Origin of the sequence: Allorhizobium sp. NPDC080224, from assembly GCF_050281005.1 — a bacterium.
GTDB lineage: Bacteria > Pseudomonadota > Alphaproteobacteria > Rhizobiales > Rhizobiaceae > Allorhizobium.
In genome coordinates, this window is the sequence record NZ_JBNNWJ010000001.1 from 2567066 (window position 1) to 2586525 (window position 19460).

At 60.3% G+C, this 19460-nt stretch carries 20 protein-coding genes; 18 read left to right on the plus strand and 2 right to left on the minus strand.

Going from position 1 to position 19460, the window contains the following annotated elements:
• Nucleotides 1-454 precede the first annotated feature (454 nt).
• The gene (locus tag ACQKP1_RS12725) at nt 455-688 is read left to right on the plus strand and encodes a hypothetical protein (protein WP_427275511.1); all 234 of its coding nucleotides are present in this window, start codon (nt 455-457) and stop codon (nt 686-688) included.
• A 652-nt stretch (nt 689-1340) separates the two neighbouring features.
• The gene (locus ACQKP1_RS12730; protein WP_427275512.1) at nt 1341-2453 is read left to right on the plus strand and encodes a Fic family protein; all 1113 of its coding nucleotides are present in this window, start codon (nt 1341-1343) and stop codon (nt 2451-2453) included.
• Nucleotides 2454-2560: 107 nt separating this feature from the next.
• Here ACQKP1_RS12730 and ACQKP1_RS12735 read toward each other — a convergent pair whose 3' ends face one another.
• The gene (locus ACQKP1_RS12735; RefSeq protein ID WP_427275513.1) at nt 2561-3694 is read right to left on the minus strand and encodes an RHE_PE00001 family protein; all 1134 of its coding nucleotides are present in this window, start codon (nt 3692-3694) and stop codon (nt 2561-2563) included.
• Nucleotides 3695-4020: 326 nt separating this feature from the next.
• Complete coding sequence (locus ACQKP1_RS12740) at nt 4021-4701, minus strand: hypothetical protein (protein WP_427276485.1); 681 nt, start codon at nt 4699-4701, stop codon at nt 4021-4023.
• A 144-nt stretch (nt 4702-4845) separates the two neighbouring features.
• Here ACQKP1_RS12740 and ACQKP1_RS12745 point away from each other — a divergent pair, with 144 nt between their 5' ends.
• From ACQKP1_RS12745 to ACQKP1_RS12820, 16 genes are all read left to right on the plus strand, one after another.
• Nucleotides 4846-6360, plus strand: coding sequence for a bifunctional diguanylate cyclase/phosphodiesterase (locus ACQKP1_RS12745; RefSeq protein ID WP_427276450.1), 1515 nt, complete (start codon nt 4846-4848; stop codon nt 6358-6360).
• A 48-nt stretch (nt 6361-6408) separates the two neighbouring features.
• On the plus strand, nt 6409-7305 hold the full coding sequence (locus ACQKP1_RS12750) for an amino acid ABC transporter substrate-binding protein (RefSeq protein ID WP_427275514.1): 897 nt from the start codon (nt 6409-6411) through the stop codon (nt 7303-7305).
• Between the two features lie 13 nt (nt 7306-7318).
• On the plus strand, nt 7319-8245 hold the full coding sequence (locus tag ACQKP1_RS12755; protein ID WP_427275515.1) for an amino acid ABC transporter substrate-binding protein: 927 nt from the start codon (nt 7319-7321) through the stop codon (nt 8243-8245).
• A 354-nt stretch (nt 8246-8599) separates the two neighbouring features.
• Entirely contained in the window at nt 8600-9346 is a 747-nt protein-coding gene (gene phnF / locus ACQKP1_RS12760) for a phosphonate metabolism transcriptional regulator PhnF (protein WP_427275516.1), read from the plus strand.
• Nucleotides 9343-9798: a phosphonate C-P lyase system protein PhnG gene (gene phnG / locus ACQKP1_RS12765; protein WP_427275517.1), complete on the plus strand. Its 456-nt coding sequence runs from the start codon at nt 9343-9345 to the stop codon at nt 9796-9798. The genes phnF and phnG overlap by 4 nt, the downstream gene beginning before the upstream one ends.
• Nucleotides 9798-10355: a phosphonate C-P lyase system protein PhnH gene (gene phnH / locus ACQKP1_RS12770; protein ID WP_427275518.1), complete on the plus strand. Its 558-nt coding sequence runs from the start codon at nt 9798-9800 to the stop codon at nt 10353-10355. Before phnG ends, phnH begins: the two co-directional genes overlap by 1 nt.
• A complete protein-coding gene (locus ACQKP1_RS12775) occupies nt 10355-11440 on the plus strand; it encodes a carbon-phosphorus lyase complex subunit PhnI (RefSeq protein ID WP_427275519.1) in 1086 nt (361 codons plus the stop codon). The genes phnH and ACQKP1_RS12775 overlap by 1 nt, the downstream gene beginning before the upstream one ends.
• On the plus strand, nt 11437-12351 hold the full coding sequence (locus ACQKP1_RS12780) for an alpha-D-ribose 1-methylphosphonate 5-phosphate C-P-lyase PhnJ (RefSeq protein WP_427275520.1): 915 nt from the start codon (nt 11437-11439) through the stop codon (nt 12349-12351). The genes ACQKP1_RS12775 and ACQKP1_RS12780 overlap by 4 nt, the downstream gene beginning before the upstream one ends.
• The gene (locus tag ACQKP1_RS12785; protein ID WP_427275521.1) at nt 12348-13163 is read left to right on the plus strand and encodes an ATP-binding cassette domain-containing protein; all 816 of its coding nucleotides are present in this window, start codon (nt 12348-12350) and stop codon (nt 13161-13163) included. Before ACQKP1_RS12780 ends, ACQKP1_RS12785 begins: the two co-directional genes overlap by 4 nt.
• Before the next feature lie 7 nt (nt 13164-13170).
• A complete protein-coding gene (locus ACQKP1_RS12790; RefSeq protein WP_427275522.1) occupies nt 13171-13878 on the plus strand; it encodes a phosphonate C-P lyase system protein PhnL in 708 nt (235 codons plus the stop codon).
• Nucleotides 13865-15034 (plus strand): alpha-D-ribose 1-methylphosphonate 5-triphosphate diphosphatase, encoded by a 1170-nt coding sequence (locus tag ACQKP1_RS12795; RefSeq protein WP_427275523.1) that lies wholly within the window; start codon nt 13865-13867, stop codon nt 15032-15034. Before ACQKP1_RS12790 ends, ACQKP1_RS12795 begins: the two co-directional genes overlap by 14 nt.
• Before the next feature lie 179 nt (nt 15035-15213).
• Nucleotides 15214-16020 carry a phosphonate ABC transporter ATP-binding protein gene (phnC, locus tag ACQKP1_RS12800; protein WP_427275524.1) on the plus strand — a complete coding sequence of 269 codons (807 nt, stop codon included), beginning with the start codon at nt 15214-15216 and terminating at the stop codon, nt 16018-16020.
• Between the two features lie 21 nt (nt 16021-16041).
• Nucleotides 16042-16944, plus strand: coding sequence for a phosphonate ABC transporter substrate-binding protein (gene phnD / locus ACQKP1_RS12805; RefSeq protein WP_427275525.1), 903 nt, complete (start codon nt 16042-16044; stop codon nt 16942-16944).
• Between the two features lie 62 nt (nt 16945-17006).
• Complete coding sequence (gene phnE / locus ACQKP1_RS12810) at nt 17007-17933, plus strand: phosphonate ABC transporter, permease protein PhnE (protein WP_427275526.1); 927 nt, start codon at nt 17007-17009, stop codon at nt 17931-17933.
• Nucleotides 17933-18793 (plus strand): phosphonate ABC transporter, permease protein PhnE, encoded by an 861-nt coding sequence (gene phnE / locus ACQKP1_RS12815; RefSeq protein WP_427275527.1) that lies wholly within the window; start codon nt 17933-17935, stop codon nt 18791-18793. The genes phnE (ACQKP1_RS12810) and phnE (ACQKP1_RS12815) overlap by 1 nt, the downstream gene beginning before the upstream one ends.
• Nucleotides 18790-19437, plus strand: coding sequence for a DapH/DapD/GlmU-related protein (locus tag ACQKP1_RS12820; protein ID WP_427275528.1), 648 nt, complete (start codon nt 18790-18792; stop codon nt 19435-19437). Before phnE (ACQKP1_RS12815) ends, ACQKP1_RS12820 begins: the two co-directional genes overlap by 4 nt.
• Nucleotides 19438-19460: the final 23 nt, after the last annotated feature.

The following is a 19460-nucleotide window of genomic DNA, read 5'->3' on the forward strand; positions in this document are numbered from 1 at the left end:
CATGACCGGCACCACAAGCAATGTCAGACAACCAGCTTGCCCGAAGCTTTCCACGCGTTACAGCAGAAGTCAGTCGTAGCGCCGCCACAAAGACCTGGGAAACCGAAATCCGTTGATCCTCAGTCAGGCTGAACTGTTAACTGCATATCTGTCCTGGCGCATCGAGAAAGCTGCAGCGCGAAATGCACAAAAAACGGCCGGCGGGGTCTAGCCAAGAGATAGTTCCGCTTCTGCCCTAAGCGCGCGCACCAGATCTGCTGCTGGCATTGGACGAGTGAAGCTCACTCCCTGCCCCGCCCAAAAGACGCCGAACCCATCTACTTCAGCAGTCCGGGCCGCTCGGCTCAGAGGCTTCCCATCGTCGTAGGCAAGAGATAGGCAGGCAGCGCTTGTCGACTGCAGGCATCAACCAACCCCGCAAACTCCGTGTCAACTATCCTTGCTGGTCTTCCTGATGCCACTGACGTTATTAGCACATTCTGAGGATCTACCACAAGAAATCCGGTACATCATCGAAGGCGACGGTGACGAAATTGTCGATCTTCATGTCTGGCAGCTTGGCCCGGGACATCATGGCGCCATTCTTTCTATCAGGTCGCCGGCAACGCTCACCGTCGCCGCTTACAAAGCCAAGCTGTCCGCCATTCACGATCTCTCCCATGTAACGGTCGAAGTTCAGGCGGCTTAGGCGAGGGGTAGCGGTCTATCATCTGCAAGACGGCAGATGTCGGGCTAAGAGAAGGGGGAAACGAGTGTCCGGATAGAAGGCACAAAACGGTCGTAGCCTAGCCCTTGAAGAGATTTGAACCTCTGTCACCCGGCATAAGCGGTAATTATTTCCGCCTACGCGCAATCTCCCCTCCGCCGCCTTGATGGGAATCGAACCAGCGTTCCGAAGAACCGCCCCCATCATCACCATTGCAACCAGCGCGCCGACATTGATCCTGAGCCTTGATCGGGGCCGCGTCTTGTGGCCGACAGGAGATGTAACCCTTCTATACCTCACAAAAGTGACCAATAGTGAGCTATTGCAAGCCTTCCTATCGCTCAGAACCACGATCAGAGTCATGACTGAGCAGCGACCAAGTGATCACCAACCAGTCTGGATGCATATTCTTCAAGCCCCTCCTCATCGATTTTTCCTGACGCCATATGTGGAGACAGACGCCCGAATTCTGCGAACTGCGTGTCTGGCCGATCGCATCAAGGTGCGTGCTGGACAACGTCAGCAATCGGACGTCCGAATGACTTCACAGCTTCCGAACGATGAGCGAAACAAATGACTTTTATCGCTCACTTCATTGCGGCATTGTGGGCGATAAATATGGAGTTTATCGCCCATGGCTTGGAATTGGGAATTGGCGGGATGGCCGGCATTCGAATGGAACCCTGAACTTCTGCGGGTCAGGGAGCAGGCATTCATGGAGAATGCCGCTATTGCCGTCGGCACCATGCGCCATCTGGGGCAAGTCGAACGCGAGGAGGTCGTGATCGAGCTGCTCAGCTCTGATGCTTTGAGCACATCGGCGATCGAGGGCGAAGTCCTTGACCGAGACAGCGTGCAATCGTCCCTTCGGAAGCAACTTGGAATGTCCGCGGCTGCATTCCGGAGCAAGCCGGCCGAGGCAGGCATAGCCGAAATGATGGCGGACCTCTATCGCCACCCGCTTAACCCGATAACTGAGGAGCGGCTGTTCGAATGGCACCGGATGGTCATGAACGGTCGCCGGGACATCGCAGCTATCGGCAGCTACCGTCATCATGACGAACCGATGCAAATCATCTCAGGCGCATTCGGGCGCGAGCGCGTGCACTTCGAAGCACCTCCATCCAACCGCCTGGCAGCGGAGATGGGCAGGCTTCTGGAATGGCTGGAACAAACCTCTCCCGAAGGTGCAGACCCGCTTGCCGCTCTCACCCGTGCCGGCATCGCTCATCTGTGGTTCGAGAGCATTCATCCTTTCGAGGACGGCAATGGCCGCATAGGCCGCGCGATCGCCGAAAGCGCCCTTGCACGGGCGATCTCGACGCCAACCTTTAGCGCATTGTCCAAGTCGCTGCTCAGGCATCGCAAAGGCTACTACGCCATGCTGGAAGCGGCGAGCACCACGCTTGCTATCGACGGCTGGCTCTCATGGTTCGCGGATCGGGCACTCGAAGCCCAGACATCAGCGGACGAGCTGGTCCGCTTCCTGATCGAGAAGACGCGCTTCATGGACCGGTTGCGTGGCGCACTGAACGAGCGGCAAGAGAAAGTGCTACTGCGTATGCTGGCTGAAGGCCCTGAGGGCTTCACCGGCGGCCTGAGCGCCAGCAACTACGCAACAATCACCGGCGCTCCGCCCTCGACTATAACGCGCGACCTCTCGGATCTGGTCGAGAAAGGCGCCCTGCTACGCAGCGGTGAACGTAAGGCAACACGCTACCGGCTGAACACTGTAGCCAGCACATAGGCCACCTTTTCTAGCTCTGCATCCTCCCGGGCCGATCTTGCAAGCGTTGCCTCGACCTCCCGCAACTTCCGTCGCGGCATCAGTGTCTGTGCACGGTCCTGACGCCATCAAACGACCCCCCACGCCCGAAACCTCCCCCTGCCCGTCATCTCGCGAAGGCCAAGTTCCTGAACGATCCGCCTTGCCCCTTGCGGCGTCACCTCGAGCGTCTTCGCCACCATCCCGGCGGATATCAGCGGTCGGGCCATGACAAGCTCGACCAGCTCCGGCAGCCTGGACGACATCCGCCGACCCTCCAGCTTGCGCATCATCATCTGCCGCGCCAGCACCAGCCGGTCATGCTCCTTCAGCCCCGTCTCCGCCGCAATGGTCAGCGCCTTGGCTATTGCCAGCAACCGCGTCTCCCGATCACGATGCCGGCGCCGATCGACGGGGATGGCCTTCAGCCCGAGATTGATCGCCGCGAGATGTCCGCCGGAGGTCACGCCACCTTCGCGCAGGATCGAGGCGGCGAGCAGCCGGCCGAGCCAAGGCGCATGCTGCAGGACGGAGATCTCATTCCACGCATCGAGGGCGACGATCGCCTGAAGGACCGGTGGCAGATCCTGGGCACGAGCCAGCACGGCCTGCCACTCCGCCAGCCGCTCGTCCTCATCCCAGTCGAGATCGTAGACGAACGGATCCTTGTCCGGAACGTTTTTGGCGCGCCCCGGCTTCTTCGCCTCTTCGATCGCGGCCCCGGATCGGGCGAGTACTGCATCGATCGCGGCAAACGCATCACCCAGACCATCAATGTCGGGATCTTTCGCTTCCCCTATCATGGCCGGAGCGCCGATCACCTCCACATTCCCATCCGGCACCCCCTCCCCGTCTACGCCCCCGGATGCTGCAGGCCACGCCTGCCCGCGGAGGGAGGCAAGGCCTTGAGCAGAGAGAGCCCAGGCGGCTGGATGGGCTGCAATGCGGCGTCGGGTTTTCAGGATGTCGCGGGCGATGGTGAGTTCGTGGGTGGGTGCGCGGATGTCCCGGAGGGCGTCATGCAGAACGAGGTCCTCGAGATGGACGAGTTCGCCGTCGACCCAGAGCGAAGCATGTGCCTCGAGGAAATGCGAGCGCTCGAGAAAGCCCTGACCGACGGCGGAACGGGCGACGCGCTCATCGAGACGGGCAAGAGCGACCCCAGCCTCGGAAATCGGCCGCAACAGGCTCGGGATGGGCAATCTGGCGATATCGTAAGACATTGAATTTATGGTAAATGATTCGTTAAGCGAAAGCTATATTGTTAATACGGTTCTATACCCCGCACAAATCAGACTGGGGTCTCTGACCTCCGATAAGTAACCCTTATCGGAAATTGAGTAATGTCGAGACATGCAAAATCATCATTGATACTAAAATACGAAACAATTATCAAAAAAGACTATAAATAATGACCCAGGGACAAATTTTAATCAATTTTCGATCAACCACTTGAACTCTGGCGCGACGCCTAACAACCGCCTCCGGCCTTAAGGAAAAATAAACGACACCTCAAAAATTCAACCTTAAATAGCGATTCATTCTCCATTTAGAAATCACTTAGATCTAATCTCAGATTACTTCGAACCAGGTCGACAAGGTACTTGATCACGGCAAAGGCGGCATCTGGGGAATGATTGACAAGACGCGTCAAGCGGACATACCCCGGGCGGAAACCGGGCCGATAGCACGGATCCCTTTCTTGCGCCGTAGTCTTGCAAGGGTCGCGGCCTGGAAACGGTCGCTCGTTTCCAAAATCACCTTGGCCTTCGTGATGGTAGCGCTTGCCTCCTATGGACTGGGCGCAATGGTCGGCTGGTCCATGTTCGTGGATGCAGCCAACGAACAATGGCACAATCAGGCGCGCATCAATGCCCAGATCGCCAGCTCGACCCTCCGGAACATCTACACCTATATAGTGATAAAGGCCGACGAAAGCGGCCAGGTCGAGCAGATCGTGTCGAGCGAACCGGTCGGAAACGATGATTCCATCCTTTTCACGGGGTTCACGCCCACAGACGTTCTGGCCATGGTGGCAACTCAAACAAAGAACGACGCCTGGCTCTTCCACTTTGACCAAAACACTCAGCGATTTGTTGACATAGCAGCCTCGACAGGTGTCTCGCCGGGCGACACTGCGTGGATCCGTCGCGACGAAGGACTTTTTCTTGGCGCCCTTCAGGCTGGCAAGGTGACAAGTGGATTTGCAACGATTGCCGGAGAACGCCATTTTCTCGGCCTCCTGCCCATCGTCAGCACAGACGACAAGCTGTTTGGCGCTGTTGCGGTCTCGATCGGCAAGGCCTCGGTCCTCAACCAGACACGAGACGCTCTACTCCGCCAAGCCCTGCTTGCAGTCCTGACCGTCCTGCTGATGACAGGATGTTTCGTTGCGGTCTTTGCCCGACGCCTTTTCCGGCCTGTGCCGACGCTGGTTCAAGCCACCTTGAAGATCGCAAGCGAGGTGACAGACAGCGCTACACCTTTTCAGGACCGCACCGATGAGATCGGCGCAATGGCAAGGGCCATCGAAGCGCTGCGAGAAGCTGTTGTCGAGCGTGCACGCCTCAGGGAAATCCGCGACATGGCTGTGAAACTTGAATACATGGCCCACCACGACGCGCTGACCGGGCTCGCCAACCGCGCACTCTTGATGAAGACCTTGAGCGAAGCCCTCGATACACAACGCGCTTTCAACGTTCTCCTGCTCGATCTCGACCGTTTCAAGGTGATCAACGACACCCTGGGACACGGTTGCGGTGACCAGCTCTTGGTGACGATCGCAGATCGGATCAGGGCGTTGCTTGGCGAAGGCGACCTGGCAGCCCGGTTGGGAGGGGATGAGTTCGCGATCATCCAGCTTGTCGACGGAGACGCGATAGAGGATGCCAGAGAATTGGCTCTGCGCCTTTTGCAGTCGATCTCAGCAGGTGTTGTCCTCGAAGGAAACGAAGTGATCGTCGGCACGAGCATTGGCGTGTCTTGTGCCCCTGCCGATGGTTACACGCCCGGCCAGCTGCTGCAGAACGCCGACCTGGCCCTTTATCGGGCCAAAGCTGAAGGGCGCGGTACCCTGGTGGTCTACGAACAGGGCATGGACATGGTGGTCCAGGATCAACATGCACTGGAGATCGATCTTCGGCTCGCGCTGCAGCGCGGCGAATTCGAGATCCACTACCAACCCTTCATAAAGCTTGGAAGCGACACGGTCGACGGCTTTGAGGCGCTTGTCCGGTGGCGGCACCCCAATCACGGACTGATCTCGCCGGACCGCTTCATTCCTTTGGCCGAGGAGACCGGCATAATCGTGCCGCTCGGCGCATGGGTCCTAGAGCGCGCTTGTGCGGATGCGATGTCTTGGCCAAAGACCATGAAGCTTGCGGTCAACCTGTCACCCATTCAATTGCGCCAAGGCAACATCGTGGACACGGTCGCCAGGGCGTTGAAAATCTCGGGGCTTCGGGCTTCACGCCTGGAGCTGGAGGTGACCGAAACCGCCGTGCTGGCCGGCGCTGACAGCCGTAGAGCTCTCGAGTTGATAGCTGGACTGGGTATTGCAGTCGTGCTCGACGACTTCGGCACTGGATATGCATCGCTCAGCCATCTCGCCGAGATGCCGTTTAAAAAGATCAAGATCGACCGCGGGTTCGTTGCAAACCTGCCAACCCACTCCACCTCACGTGCAATCGTTGCAGCCATCACAAATCTTGCTCGAGAACTGGGTATGGAGGTGACAGCGGAAGGGGTCGAGACCGAAGAGCAACTGATCATCCTCAAGGCCGCAGGCTGTACGAATGCCCAAGGCTATTTCTTTGCACGCCCCCACCCGCATTCGCAGATCGAGTTCAACGCTATGAAGCCGGTGGATGGCAGACAGAAGCATGCATGAACGATTGACCGGGGCAATTCATCTCCCCGGGACCTATGGGAGAATGACATGCGCAGACTGGCATCCGTTGCCTTGACACTTGCGACACTCGTTGCGCCGCTGCCCGTGGCGGCCGAGGCCGATAGTGAGACCCTGCGAAAGATCGCAGAAACCGGCGTGATCACGCTAGGCTACCGGGTCGCAGAGCCGCCGTTTTCGTTTCAGACCCCAGAAGGAAAGATCGTCGGCTTCACGATCGATCTGTGCCATGCCGTCGTCGATCAGGTCAGGCAGCACCTGAAACTCGAGAAGTTGCGCATTGACTATGTGCCGGCAACCTCTGCCACGCGTTTCGTTCTTGTGAAGAGTGGAAAGATCGACATCGAGTGTGCGGCGACCACTAACAATGCCGAGCGGCGCAAGATCGTAGGCTTTTCCTATCCGCATTTCACGACGGCCACCCAGTACATGACGCGACGTGACGATCGGATCGCGAGGATCGAAGATCTCGCCGGCCGTTCGGTCGCAGCAGCCTCCGGCACCGTCAACATAGAGCAGTTGAATGCGATCAACCGCGAGAAGCAGCTGAACATTGGCGTCATCCCGACCAAGACCAACTCCGAAGCCTTTGAACTTGTCAGCGACGGGCGTGCTGCAGCCTTTGTCTGGGATGGAATCTTGCTCGCGGCCATGATTGCGCAGGCGCCAGAGCCAGAAAAATTCGCGCTGTCCGAGGAGACGCTGAGCCCACCGGAGCCCTATGGACTCCTTGTTCGCCATGGCGACGAGGAGTTCCGCTCAATCGTCAATGCTGCGCTGGAACGGGTGTTCACCGGTCCGCAGATCGAAACCATATACAACACCTGGTTCATGTCACCGATCCCGCCTGACGGTATGAACCTGAAGCTGCCATTGTCGCCTTCCCTGAAAGCCGCCTTCGACGCTCCAACCGACTATCTTGATTGATAAGGAACGAGAGATGACGCAGCAAATCTTGAAGCGCAGACCGTTCACGATCCTTCGAGCCGCCATTGCAGTCCTGTCAGTTTGGCTTCTACCGGTGGCGGCATATGCGCAGGCTAGCGAACCGACCCTGGCAAAGATTGCAAAGACCGGGATCGTGCTGATCGGGCATAGCGCCGAGAACTTCCCCTTTTCCTATCGCCAACCGGACGGGACGGTCACCGGCTACTCGACGGAACTCTGTCTTGAGGTCGTCGAAAGGCTAAGACAAAGGCTGAATTTACCCGAGGTCAGAGTCGAGTTTGTAGAACGTACACCGCGCAATCGGGTTGCCATGCTTCGTGAAGGAGACATCGATATCGAGTGTGTTGCGAGCACCAACAATGCCGAGCGGCGCAAGAGCGTAGGCTTTTCCTATCCCCACTTCATCACCGGCACCCAATTCGTCTCCCTGAAGAAAAGCAATCTGCGAACGATCGATGATCTTGAAGGTCACACGGTGGTCGCGACTTCAGGCACAACGAATATCGGTCAATTGAATACGATCAACCGTGAGCGATCACTGCATATCGCCGTCATTCCCGTCGAGACCCATAAGGACGCTTTTCAGCTGGTCAACGAGGGGCGCGCCGCAGCCTTCGTCATGGACGGCATACTTCTCGCAGCCATGGTAGCCAAATCCTCCAATCCAGATGATTACGAGCTGTCCAGCGATGCGCTGGGATGGCCAGAGCCCTACGGCCTGATGGTGCGGCTTGAGGACACCGAATTCAGGGAGGCCATCAACGCTGCGTTGGTGGAAATCTATTCATCGGACAGGATTGAAGCGCTCTACGAGAAATGGTTCACCTCCCCGGTCCCCCCTGAAGGCATCAACATGCGCGTACCGATGTCAGCAGAACTCAAGGCGGCCTTCGACAATCCAAAAGACCCTACCGATTAAGCGGGACTTCAAGAAGGCTTGAAGCAAAAGCATGTGGTCTCATGACCAAGGTCGTCTGATGCTGGTACGCCCGCTTCACCTGGTAAGCCGACAACAATTTGATCGCGAGCCTTTCGCAACACTTGTTGTCGTGCGCGTGAAGCCGCGCCAGATTATCGGCTGCCGTCCGATAACCGGGCCCCTTACGAAGACAAACGGAGGCAGCTGAAGCGACAGGCCTGCCCCATATCAAGTTGGTCCCCGGCGCGACTGAACGACTGGCGCTGCCCTCCAGTTCACTGATCAGAGCCGCGTCATCACCGCGTCATACGCATGCTCTATCCACGATTCATTCGAATGAATCATGGATAGCGCATGCAAAGAGACACCTGGCAAATCGTCAAAGACCACCTGGCCAGTGACATCGCCTCGGGCAAACTTCCTCCCGGCACGCGGCTGCCGACGGAGCCCGAGCTGTGCGAGGTCTATGGCGTTGGCCGCCACTCGGTCCGGCGCGCAGTTTCAGCGCTCGCGGTCGAAGGCAAGCTTAGGGTTGAACAGGGGCGCGGCACCTTCGTCGAGGCGACCCGGCTGATCAACTACCAGATCGGGCGCAGGACGCGTTTCCGCGAGAACCTGACCGGACAGGGCTACAAGCCGTCTGGCGAGCACCTCTCCACCACCATCGTGCCGGCACCCGATCGTGTGGCCGAGGCACTAAGGATTGCGCGCGGGGCCGAGGTCCATCGGATCATGCGGCGCGGTCTGGCCGACGACATGCCGATCAATCTCGGTATAGCCTTTCATCCGGTCGCACTCTTTCCCGATCTCGGCGCGCGCCGCGAGGCCGGCGTTTCCGTGACGGAGATTTATCGAGACCACGGGGTCACGGACTATTTCCGCAAGAGCACCACCATCTTCACCCGTCGCGCCGAGCCGGAAGAATCCAGGCTTCTTCGGCAACACCCAGATCATCCCGTCATGGTCGTCACAAAGATCGACGTCGATACCAAGGGCACCGCGCTTGGTTATTCCGAGGCGGTCTGGGCGGGCGACCGTGTCCAGTTTTCTTTCGACAGTCTCGATGACCCCTTCGTGGGCGAGGAAGGCAAGACCCCATGACAACACAGTTCCAGCATGCCGGGGCGTTTGGCGAGGACCACGCCCGCCGGCTCGAAACCCTTGCGCGCGCCGATGAAGCCGCACTGAAAGCATTCGCAGAAGAGCTTCTTCCTCCACTCGGCGCCATCGACGTCGTCCAGAGCCGCACAGGGCTCGCGATGCTGCCAATGCGCGACACCGTGAAGGGCACGGATTTCCATCTCGGCGAGGTGCTGGTGGCCGAGGCGCATATTCGGCTCCGGTCCAACGGCACGGAAGGCTACGGCATGATCGTCGGCCGGGACCTCGAGCGCGCCATGGCGATGGCGATCGTGGATGCAGCCGGGTCGATCGAAACCCTTGCCGCGCGCGTGAGTGACTTCGTGGAAGATGAGGCCCTGAAGATCGTGAGCGCAGACACAGAGCGCCTTCGCGCGGTCGAGGCGACCCGTGTAGACATGGAGACCTTCTGATGGATGCCTCCGCCCTGATCGCAATCCCCGTTCCGAACGACCTGGAGCGGCTTCACAATGCCACCTACGATGCCCTGATGTGGGCGCTCGCCCGCCCCGGCACTGTCCAGACACTGCCGCAGCCGGGTCTGGAGGCCATCGTCGAAACGCTGGTCGACCGCGAATGCCGGGTCGTTTCGAGCCACAAGACGCTTCTGCCGCTGATCGCCTCGACCGGAGCGGCAATTACCGGCCCGCGCGACGCCGACCACGCCTTCCTCGATCTGGAAGCGGAGGCGGGCCTGCGCGATCTAGCCGTCGTGCCCGCGGGGTCGCACCTCTATCCCGATGACGGCGCGACCGTGTTTTCATCGGCGAGGGTTGGCGAAGGACAGAGGCTCCGCCTGCGCGGCCCCGGTATCGAAACTCATGCAGACATCAGCATCGGCGGCCTCAAGCCTGATGTCTGGACGCTCCGCGCAAAGCGCTGCCTCTATCCGACCGGCTTCGAACTCTTTTTCGTCGACGGCGACCGCGTTGTCGGTCTTCCACGCTCAACCACGGTGGAGGTGCTCTAATGGCCTATGTGGCAACCCGAGGCGGTGAACGCGCCATTGAACAGTCTGAACGGCTCTACCGCGCCGAAATGGGCGCGATTGACGTCGAACGCGTCACGGAAGTCCGCGACAGCCTGCCTTACCTGATCGACCGCGTGATGGGCGAAGCCTCGCTCTACGACCGGGATCTGGCAGCACTTGCGCTCTCCCAGGCCGGCGGCGACCTTTACGAGGCGGTGCTCCTTCTGCGTGCCTGGCGCACCACCCAGCCGCGCCTTGCGATCGCAGAACCGGTGACACAGGAAAGCCTGTTCACCCACCGTCGCATTTCCGCAGCTTTCAAGGATATTCCCGGCGGCCAGTTGCTCGGTCCGACGCTCGACTATTCGCACCGGCTGCTGGCGACCGGAGTGCTGGAAGGCCAGGCATTGCAGCCGGCCCCGGTCGAACCAGCGGCAAATCCCGCGCCTGCACGACAGCCATCGCTTGCCGCCTGGCAAAAGGCGCAAGGGCTGGTCGCCGACGTCGCCGCCGACGAAGTCGCCCGGGAAGACATTCCAGACCTCACCCGCGAGCCGCTTCTGTTTCCGGCCAAACGCGCCCATACGCTGCAAAGCCTGGCTCGCGCCGACACCGGCGGTGTGCTGGCACTCGGTTATTCGGCGATGCGCGGCTATGGTAATGCGCATCCCACCGTCAACGAACTGCGTCTTGCAGAAGCGGACGTGCGTGTGCGTCATCCGGCGGGCACGATTTTCTCGGCTGGTCGCGTCCGCGTCTCGCAGGCAGAAGTCACGAGCAAGGGAAAAGACGGTCAGCTTGAGCTCGGCTTCTGCGCGACCCTCGGCTGGAACGAAATCAAGACCATTGCGGGGGCGACGCTGGATCTGAATTCAGCAGCAGCAGGTCAGAATTCAGCCGTCAGCGAGGAGTTCTTCCTCTACCACACCGAACCGGTGGAAGCCTCGGGCTTCTGCATCCATTTCAAGCTGCCGCACTACGTCACCTTCCAGTCTTCGCTCGACGCCCTGCGCGACGCGAAGAAGAAGGTCGCCCCCACTGATGATACCCCCAGAACCAGCAAGCTCGTGGAGGAGCCGGCATGAGCCTTTCCTCACTCACAAAGCCATGGGAAGCCTTCAGCTACGGCTTCCTAGACGCCTCGGCCAAGCGCGAACTGCGTCGCAAGATGCTCAAAGCGATTGCTGTGCCGGGCTGCCAGATGCCCTATGCCAGCCGTGAGGTGCCGATCGCGCGCGGCTGGGGCACCGGCGGCCTGCAGGTGACACTGACCTTGATCAAGCCTTCCTCCGTGATCAAGGTGATAGACCAGGGCGCCGACGACAGCGTCAACGCCGCCTCGATCCGCCGCTTCCTGTCGCGCGTCTCCGGCGCCGGCGAAACCTGGGACACCCAGGAAGCGACAATCGTTCAAAGCCGGCACCGTATCCCTGAGGAAAAATTGCGTGAGGACCAGATCCTCGTGCTGCAGGTGCCGAACCCCGAGCCACTGCGCCCGGTCGAGCCCAACATGTCGATTGCCCGCCATATGCATGCCGACGCAGATTACGGCCGGCTGTGGCTGACGCTATACGAGCAGATCGTACGTTCGGGCCGCATCATGCAGGGCGCATCCTATCCTTCGCTGGTGAACGGCCGCCATGTCATGACCCCCTCCCCGATCCCACGCTGGGACGTGCCGAAGCTCGACATGGCACGGCACCTGACTTTCCTATCAGCTGGGCGAGAAAAGCGGCTCTACGCCGTGCCGCCTTTCACGCGGGTCGAGCCGCTGGTCTTCTCCGACGTGCCCTACAAGGTCGAGGACCATGCCGGCCTCACCTGCCATCGCTCGGGTGTCACCGGTTACTTCATGAACGAGATCCCGCAGGACGACGGCGGCTCGCAATTCGAGCTGTCCGATAGCAATTTCGGCATCAAGGTGATCCGCCGCACCGAGGGGCTGAATGTGGAACAAGGCGAGACTTGGTACAAGAACGGAGAATTCCGCCCATGATCGCAGAAAATCTGGCCCCGCGGCTGCAGAACGCGCCCCAACTAATGACAACCCCACCGCTTCTGACAATTACCGACGTCAGCAAACGCTTCGACAAGGTGGCCGCTCTTCAGGACGTTTCCGCAACCGTCTATCCCGGCGAGGTACTCGGCATCGTCGGCGAAAGCGGCTCAGGCAAATCCACGCTTCTGAGGATGATGAACCTCGAGGACACGCCCGACAGCGGTGACTATCGCCTGGCCCTGCCAGAGCTCGACGGCAACCTGTTCGATCTCGACCGCTTCGCCCGCCGCATGCTTTGCGCACGCCATATCGGCATCGTTTACCAGAACCCGCATCTCGGCCTGCTGATGGGTCATACCAGTTCCGGCAACGTGGCGGAGCGACTGCTGATCGCCGGCGAGCGAAGTTTCGCCCAGCTGCGCTCAAAGGCGCGAGAGGCGCTCGATGCCTCAGAATTTCCCTTGGAGCGCATGGATGCGCGGCCGATCGAACTGTCCGGCGGCATGCAGCAGCGCGTGCAGCTCGCCAAGGCGATTGCGCTCGAACCGGCACTGCTGCTGCTCGACGAGCCGACCACCGGCCTCGACGTGTCCGTCCAGGCGCTGGTGCTCGACACCTTGAAGCGGTTGCAGCGGGATCGGGCGATCACCATGGTCATCGTCAGCCATGATCTCGGCGTGATCCGCACCATGGCAGACCGGGTCATGGTCATGCGGCGCGGTCGCGTGGTCGAGCAAGGCTTGGTCGACCAGATCTTCCAGGACCCGCAACACGAATACACCCAACAACTTGTTCATGCCAAATTGTGAGACCAGCATGCAGCCCGTCTTGGAGGTGGAAGGCCTCTCGAAAACCTTCCACATGCATCATCTCGACCAGAACCTTCACGCATTCTCAGGCATCGGGTTTACGCTAAACCCCGGCGAATTCCTGCTTTTGAGAGGGCCGAATGGCGTCGGCAAATCGACGCTTTTGCGCACCCTCTATCGCAGCTATCTGCCGCGCGCGGGGCAGATCTGGTACCACACGGCCGAGGGCCGCATCGACCTCGCCAGGGCAGCCGATGTCGACATCGCGCTCTTGCGCCGGCGCGAGATCGGCTTCGTCACCCAGTTCCTGATCGCCCGCCCGCGGGTTCCTGCCGAGGATATTGTCGCCGAGCCCTTGCGCCAGGCGGGCATGCCGCGCGACGAGGCGCTCGTCGAGGCACGGCACTGGTTGGAAGCCTTCGGCGTCAAGCGCAGTCTCTGGAAGGCCTATCCCACCACCTTTTCCGGCGGAGAACAGCAGAAGGTCAACCTCGCCCGGGCGCTCATTCTGCCGCAGCGGCTGCTGCTTCTCGACGAGCCAACGGCCTCGCTGGATGCCGGCGCTCGAAACGCGCTGGTAGACCGTCTCGCCGACCTCAAGGCGCAGGGCGTCGCCATGATCGGCGTTTTTCATCATCCAGGAGATGTAGCTGGGCTCATCGACCGGGAAATCGAACTTCAAGCCTTTGAGGAACTTGCCAATGTGGATCTCTGATTGCCGAGTGGTGCTGCGAGACCGCGTGCTGCCGAACGGTGCGGTGCGCATCGAAAACGGCATGATCGCCGAAATTTCGGAAAAACCCGTCACCAATGCCGACATGTCGGCGCAGGGCCTGATCCTGATGCCCGGCTTCATCGACATGCATGGCGACATGGTGGAACGCGAGGTAGAGCCCCGGCCGAATGTGCGCATGCCGCTTGAGCTCGGTCTGCGCGATCTCGATCGCCGTCTTGCCGTTTCCGGCGTCACGACCGCCTATGCCGCGCTGTCCTTCAGCCCGGCCTCGACCTACGGGCACCTGCGTAGCTACGATCACACCAGCAGCGTCATCCGCGCGATCAAGACTATGCGCGGCAAGCTTCTGGTCGATCACAAGGTCCATGCGCGCTTCGAAATCACGTTCCCCAAGGCGTTGGCCGTGATTGAGGAGCTGATCGCCGAGGGCTCGGTGGATCTGATCTCGCTCAACGATCACACGCCGGGCCAGGGACAGTACCGCGATGTCGAGCGCCACGTCGAAAAGCTCGCCCGCGAAAAGGGCATGAGCCTCGAAGACGCCGCACAGTCGATCGCGCGTCGTATCGAGGAACGCACCCAGCCTGCCGACGTGATGACGCATACGCTGGATGCGATCTCCAAAGCCTGTCACGCCCATGGTGTGGTACTCGCCAGCCATGACGACGACACCGTCGCCAAGGTGCAGCTGATGCACTCGCTCGGTGTCCTGATCACCGAGTTTCCGGTCACCCTCGAGGCAGCGGCCGAGGCGAAAAGGCTCGGCCTGATGAACGCCATGGGCGCGCCAAACGCGCTGCGCGGACAGTCCTATTCAGGCAATCTTTCGGCGCGCGACGCCCATGCCGCCGGGCTGCTTGATATCCTGGCCGCCGATTATCATCCTTCGGCCATCCTGCCGGCCGTGCTGGAACTGGCAAAGGCTGATAAGCACGGACTTCCCGGTGCCTGCCGGCTGGCGACGTCCAATCCAGCCCAGGCGCTCGGACTTTCGGATCGCGGTGAGATCGCGGTCGGAAAGAAGGCCGACCTCCTTGTCGCCGACGACCGCGGCATCGGTCATGTCCGCTGCGTCTTCCGGGACGGCCGCAAAATCTATTCCGACGGTTCGCTCGCCTTCTCGCGCGCGGCGTAAGATCGCGAAAGAACCTAAGGCCGCCCGACGGGCCGTGCATTGCGCGGCCCGTTTCTCTTTTGCCCTTACCTACACGGCTTGGAACACCGCGGAGGCTGCTACAGAACTGTCGCAAATCCTCCAAATTAAATTCATTCGAATGATATGCCGCTGTCATAGAGACGCTCCATGATCGCTTCATGGAAAAGAACACACTCTCCCTTCGCAAGCTCGGCCGCAGCTTTGGCCAGACCAGAGCCGTCGGCGGTGTCAGTCTCGACATCGCCGCCGGAGAGTTCGTCGGTGTCATAGGCCGCTCTGGCGCTGGCAAGTCCACGCTTCTGCGCCTCATCAATCGGCTGATCGATCCGACCGAGGGCGGCGTCCATTTTGGTGACCGCGAGATCACATCTCTCAACGGACGGGCACTGCGCCAGTGGCGACGCGAATGTGCGATGATCTTTCAGCAGTTCAACCTGATTGAGCGGCTGGACGTTTTGACCAATGTGCTGGTCGGCCGCATCTCCTCGCATGGTTTTGCGAGCTCAATGGCGATGCTTTTTTCTGACGCCGAACGGGCGCTGGCTATCCGCGCGCTCGACCGGCTCGATCTTGCGCCCCAGGCCCTTCAGCGTGCCGGCACACTCTCAGGCGGACAGCAGCAGCGCGTGGCGATCGCCCGCGCTCTCCTGCAGGAGCCGCGCATCCTGCTTGCCGACGAACCCATCGCCAGCCTCGATCCCGGCAATGCCATGCGCGTCATGGAAGCGCTGCGCACCATCAACACCGAAGACGGCATCACCGTTATCGTTAACCTGCACACCCTCGACACCGCGCGCGCCTATTGTGACCGCATCATCGCCATGCGTTCCGGCAACGTCATGTTCGACGGCAGCGCCCGCAATCTTACCGACGATGTCGTTCGCGACATCTACGGCGGTTCCGGCCTCACCGAGTTCAATGAATCCATAACTTCGACCTCTATCCGGTCGGCAGTTCCGGCCTGATCAAACTTTGGGAGAATACCAATGCGTCTCATCGCCGCCACAGCCCTCCTCACGCTCTCAACCCTCCCGGCACTCGCTGCCGACTGGAAATCCGACTACAAAGTCGTCCGCTTCGGCGTCCTGTCCGGCGAGAACGAGAAGGATCGTGTTGCTCGCTACAAGCCTTTCGAGGCCTATCTTGAAAAGACCCTCGGCATCGACGTCGAACTCTTCACGGCCGGCAATTATGACGGAGTCGTACAGGCGCTCGCCGCCGACCAGATCGAATTCGCCTTCCTCGGCTCTTCCGCCTATGCGGCAGCCTATACCGAAACAGATGGGGGCATCGTTCCGCTTCTCACTGCGGTTCAGGAAGACGATTCTACCGGTTATTTCTCGGTTATCACGGTGCGCTGCGACAGCCCTTACAAGAAGATCGAGGACCTTAAGGGCAAGGTTCTGGCCTTCGCAGATCCGGCCTCCACCAGCGGCTATGCCGTTCCGAACTATAACCTCGTGCAGCAGGGCTATGAGCCCTCGACCTATTTCTCGGCCACGCCCTTCTCCGGCAGCCACGAGGCCGGCGTTCAAGGCGTCGTCAACGGCCAGTTTGATGCCGCGGCCACCTATATCAACAACGAAAAGAGCGGCATTCCGCAGCGCATGGTCAGCAAGGGCATGATCAAGGAAGGCGAGGTCTGCAACATCTGGATGTCGCCCGAGATCACGTCTGGTCCGTTCACTGCCCGCGCCAACCTGCCGACAGAACTGATCGCTGACATGAAGGCCGCCGTGAAGGCCGTTCCAGAGGTCGATCCGGCTGCCCACAAGGAAATGACCGGTGCCGAAAACTCGACAGCAAAGGGCTATGTCGAGGTCGACCATGACCGCTACCAGTGGATCGTCGACATGCGCGCCTGGCTGAAGGCCCAGCGCAAGAGCTGATCCCAAGCAATACGAACGGGGCGATCTCGACAGGGTTCGCCCCTTTTTCACAGGGAAACGCCATGACCTTCGCCTCTGCCGCAGCCCCTTCCGAGGCGGTACTGGATTTCGAACGCGCCTATGCACGCCACCGCGCCCGCGGCCGGCTGACCTTTCTCATCGTGACGGCGGCCCTTCTGATTGCCTTCATTGTGACGGCCGAATTCTCCAATCTTCTCAAGGTCAGCCAGATTACGCTGTCAGACGGCAGCAGGGCCGAACGCTGGATCCTGCTTGCAGGCTTGCCACGGCTTGGCGAATACCTTGCCAAGACCATTCCTCAGCTGTCGTTGGAAACGCTTGGCGCCGATCTCGCCGCATGGTTCTGGCGGTGGAAGGTCTGGGGCTGGCTCCTTCTCGAAACCGTGCTCATTGCCTTCATGGCGACCGCGCTTGGGGTCGCAGGCGGCTTCGTCATGTCCTTCCCGGCAGCGCGCAACCTCTCGCCCAGCAAGTGGCTGCTCTGGCTTTCGCGCCGCTATCTTGAGATCGCTCGCACTGTCCCGGAGCTCGTGTTTGCGCTGATCTTCGTCTTCTGTTTCGGCGTCGGCCCGATGGCGGGCGTGCTGGCGATCGCGCTGCACACCTGCGGGGCGCTCGGCAAACTCTATTCCGAAGTGAATGAGAACATCGACATGCGCCCGCTGGAGGGCGTCAAATCGGCGGGCGGCAGCTGGGCCGACCAGATCCGCTATGGCGCGGTGCCGCAGATCCTGCCGAACATCATCAGCTACACGCTGCTGCGCTTCGAGATCAATGTCCGCTCGTCCTCGATCATCGGCTATGTCGGCGCTGGCGGTCTGGGCCAGGAGCTTCGCACAGCCATCTCCTTGCAGGAATACACCGATCTGTCGGCGCTCTTCATCATCGTCTTCGTCACGGTCTTCGTGATCGACTGGGGCTCGGAGAAATTGCGCCACCGCATCATCGGCATGGAAAGGACCCACTGATGACGACGATTACCCGCGCGGAAATCCTGGCGTTGCGCCGGTCCATGCCGCTCGCCTTCCGCCCGTCCATGGGCACGCGGCTAAAGCGCTGGGGGCTGATGCTCGGCTTCTGCGCGCTCTTCGCCTGGTGCCTCTATGATTTCGGCTTTTCACCGGAACGCATCATCAACGGCCTGAGCCGCCTCGGCCGTGTTCTCTCCTTCATGTTCCCACCGCATATCTGGACGGAATGGGATCAGATAAGCGATATCCTGAAGGGCCTCGGCGAAACGCTCGCCATGGCCTTTCTCGGCACGCTGCTCGGCGCCGTCTTCGCCTTTCCGCTTTCCTTTCTCGGCGCCAAGAACATCAACCGCTTCGCCTTCTTTCGCTTCGGCGTTCGGCGCGGTTTTGACATCATCCGCGCCTTCGAGACGCTGATTCTGGCGCTCGTCTTCATCCGCGCATTCGGCCTCGGCCCACTTCCCGGAGTGCTAGCGATCGCAGTGGGCGAGATCGGTGTTCTTGCAAAGCTCTATGCCGAGGCGATCGAGAACATCTCCAAGAAACCTGTCGAGGGCGTGGTCGCCTCCGGAGGGTCCCGCTCCCAAGCCATTCGCTTCGGCATGCTGCCCCAGGTCTGGCCGGTGCTTCTTTCCATCACTCTCTACAACTTCGAATCCAATGTCCGTTCAGGCACCATTCTCGGCATTGTCGGCGCAGGCGGCATCGGCTTCATCCTCTCGGACCGCATCGGCGCCTATCGATGGGACGAGGCCTGGTCGATCATCTTCCTGATCATCGCCATGGTCTATGTCATCGACGCCCTTTCCGGCGCAATCCGCGAGCGGTTCATCGGCAAATGGGAACACGCGAAATGAAGATGCTCTCCGAAGCTCCGACCATCCATGAAACGGCAACCGTCGTCGGTTGCGAGCTCGGCAAATGGACCGAAATCCAAACCCAGGTCAGCATGCGGGAAAGTCAGTTCGGCGACTATTCCTACATCGTCAAGGGCGGCAACGTCGTCTGGACGACGATTGGCAAGTTTTGCTCGATCGCCGAAGGTGCGCGCATCAATCCCGGCAACCACGCCACCTGGCGCGCAAGCCAGCACCACTTCAGCTATCGCGCGGCACAATACGGGCTGGGCGAAGACGACACCGACTTTTTCCAATGGCGCAAGGATCACTGGGTGACCATCGGTCACGACGTGTGGATCGGCCACGGTGTCACGGTGCTTGCCGGCGTGAAGATCGGCACAGGCGCCGTGATTGGCGCCGGTGCAGTCGTCTCGAAGGATGTCGAACCTTACACGATCGTCGGTGGCGTTCCCGCAAGAATTATCAAGCGGCGCTTCAGTGAGGAGCAGGCCGAAGCACTGCTTGATATCGCTTGGTGGGACTGGGACCATGACACGCTGCGCGCCCGCCTTCCTGACATCCGCGGACTCTCGATCGACGCCTTCATCGACAAGTATCGCCGGGACACGGCCTCCCCTATGTCAACACGAATTTCGGCGTAGGACGCCCTTGCGTAGCTATTGAA

What these genes read in the sequence shown, in the direction of transcription:
- ACQKP1_RS12725 (WP_427275511.1), top strand. Translation starts at nt 455, where the DNA reads ATGCCACTGACGTTATTAGCACATTCTGAGGATCTACCACAAGAAATC.
- ACQKP1_RS12730 (WP_427275512.1), top strand. Translation starts at nt 1,341, where the DNA reads ATGGCTTGGAATTGGGAATTGGCGGGATGGCCGGCATTCGAATGGAAC.
- ACQKP1_RS12735 (WP_427275513.1), bottom strand. Translation starts at nt 3,694, where the DNA reads ATGTCTTACGATATCGCCAGATTGCCCATCCCGAGCCTGTTGCGGCCG.
- ACQKP1_RS12740 (WP_427276485.1), bottom strand. Translation starts at nt 4,701, where the DNA reads ATGGCGTTCTCCGGCAATCGTTGCAAATCCACTTGTCACCTTGCCAGC.
- ACQKP1_RS12745 (WP_427276450.1), top strand. Translation starts at nt 4,846, where the DNA reads ATGACAGGATGTTTCGTTGCGGTCTTTGCCCGACGCCTTTTCCGGCCT.
- ACQKP1_RS12750 (WP_427275514.1), top strand. Translation starts at nt 6,409, where the DNA reads ATGCGCAGACTGGCATCCGTTGCCTTGACACTTGCGACACTCGTTGCG.
- ACQKP1_RS12755 (WP_427275515.1), top strand. Translation starts at nt 7,319, where the DNA reads ATGACGCAGCAAATCTTGAAGCGCAGACCGTTCACGATCCTTCGAGCC.
- phnF (WP_427275516.1), top strand. Translation starts at nt 8,600, where the DNA reads ATGCAAAGAGACACCTGGCAAATCGTCAAAGACCACCTGGCCAGTGAC.
- phnG (WP_427275517.1), top strand. Translation starts at nt 9,343, where the DNA reads ATGACAACACAGTTCCAGCATGCCGGGGCGTTTGGCGAGGACCACGCC.
- phnH (WP_427275518.1), top strand. Translation starts at nt 9,798, where the DNA reads ATGGATGCCTCCGCCCTGATCGCAATCCCCGTTCCGAACGACCTGGAG.
- ACQKP1_RS12775 (WP_427275519.1), top strand. Translation starts at nt 10,355, where the DNA reads ATGGCCTATGTGGCAACCCGAGGCGGTGAACGCGCCATTGAACAGTCT.
- ACQKP1_RS12780 (WP_427275520.1), top strand. Translation starts at nt 11,437, where the DNA reads ATGAGCCTTTCCTCACTCACAAAGCCATGGGAAGCCTTCAGCTACGGC.
- ACQKP1_RS12785 (WP_427275521.1), top strand. Translation starts at nt 12,348, where the DNA reads ATGATCGCAGAAAATCTGGCCCCGCGGCTGCAGAACGCGCCCCAACTA.
- ACQKP1_RS12790 (WP_427275522.1), top strand. Translation starts at nt 13,171, where the DNA reads ATGCAGCCCGTCTTGGAGGTGGAAGGCCTCTCGAAAACCTTCCACATG.
- ACQKP1_RS12795 (WP_427275523.1), top strand. Translation starts at nt 13,865, where the DNA reads ATGTGGATCTCTGATTGCCGAGTGGTGCTGCGAGACCGCGTGCTGCCG.
- phnC (WP_427275524.1), top strand. Translation starts at nt 15,214, where the DNA reads ATGGAAAAGAACACACTCTCCCTTCGCAAGCTCGGCCGCAGCTTTGGC.
- phnD (WP_427275525.1), top strand. Translation starts at nt 16,042, where the DNA reads ATGCGTCTCATCGCCGCCACAGCCCTCCTCACGCTCTCAACCCTCCCG.
- phnE (WP_427275526.1), top strand. Translation starts at nt 17,007, where the DNA reads ATGACCTTCGCCTCTGCCGCAGCCCCTTCCGAGGCGGTACTGGATTTC.
- phnE (WP_427275527.1), top strand. Translation starts at nt 17,933, where the DNA reads ATGACGACGATTACCCGCGCGGAAATCCTGGCGTTGCGCCGGTCCATG.
- ACQKP1_RS12820 (WP_427275528.1), top strand. Translation starts at nt 18,790, where the DNA reads ATGAAGATGCTCTCCGAAGCTCCGACCATCCATGAAACGGCAACCGTC.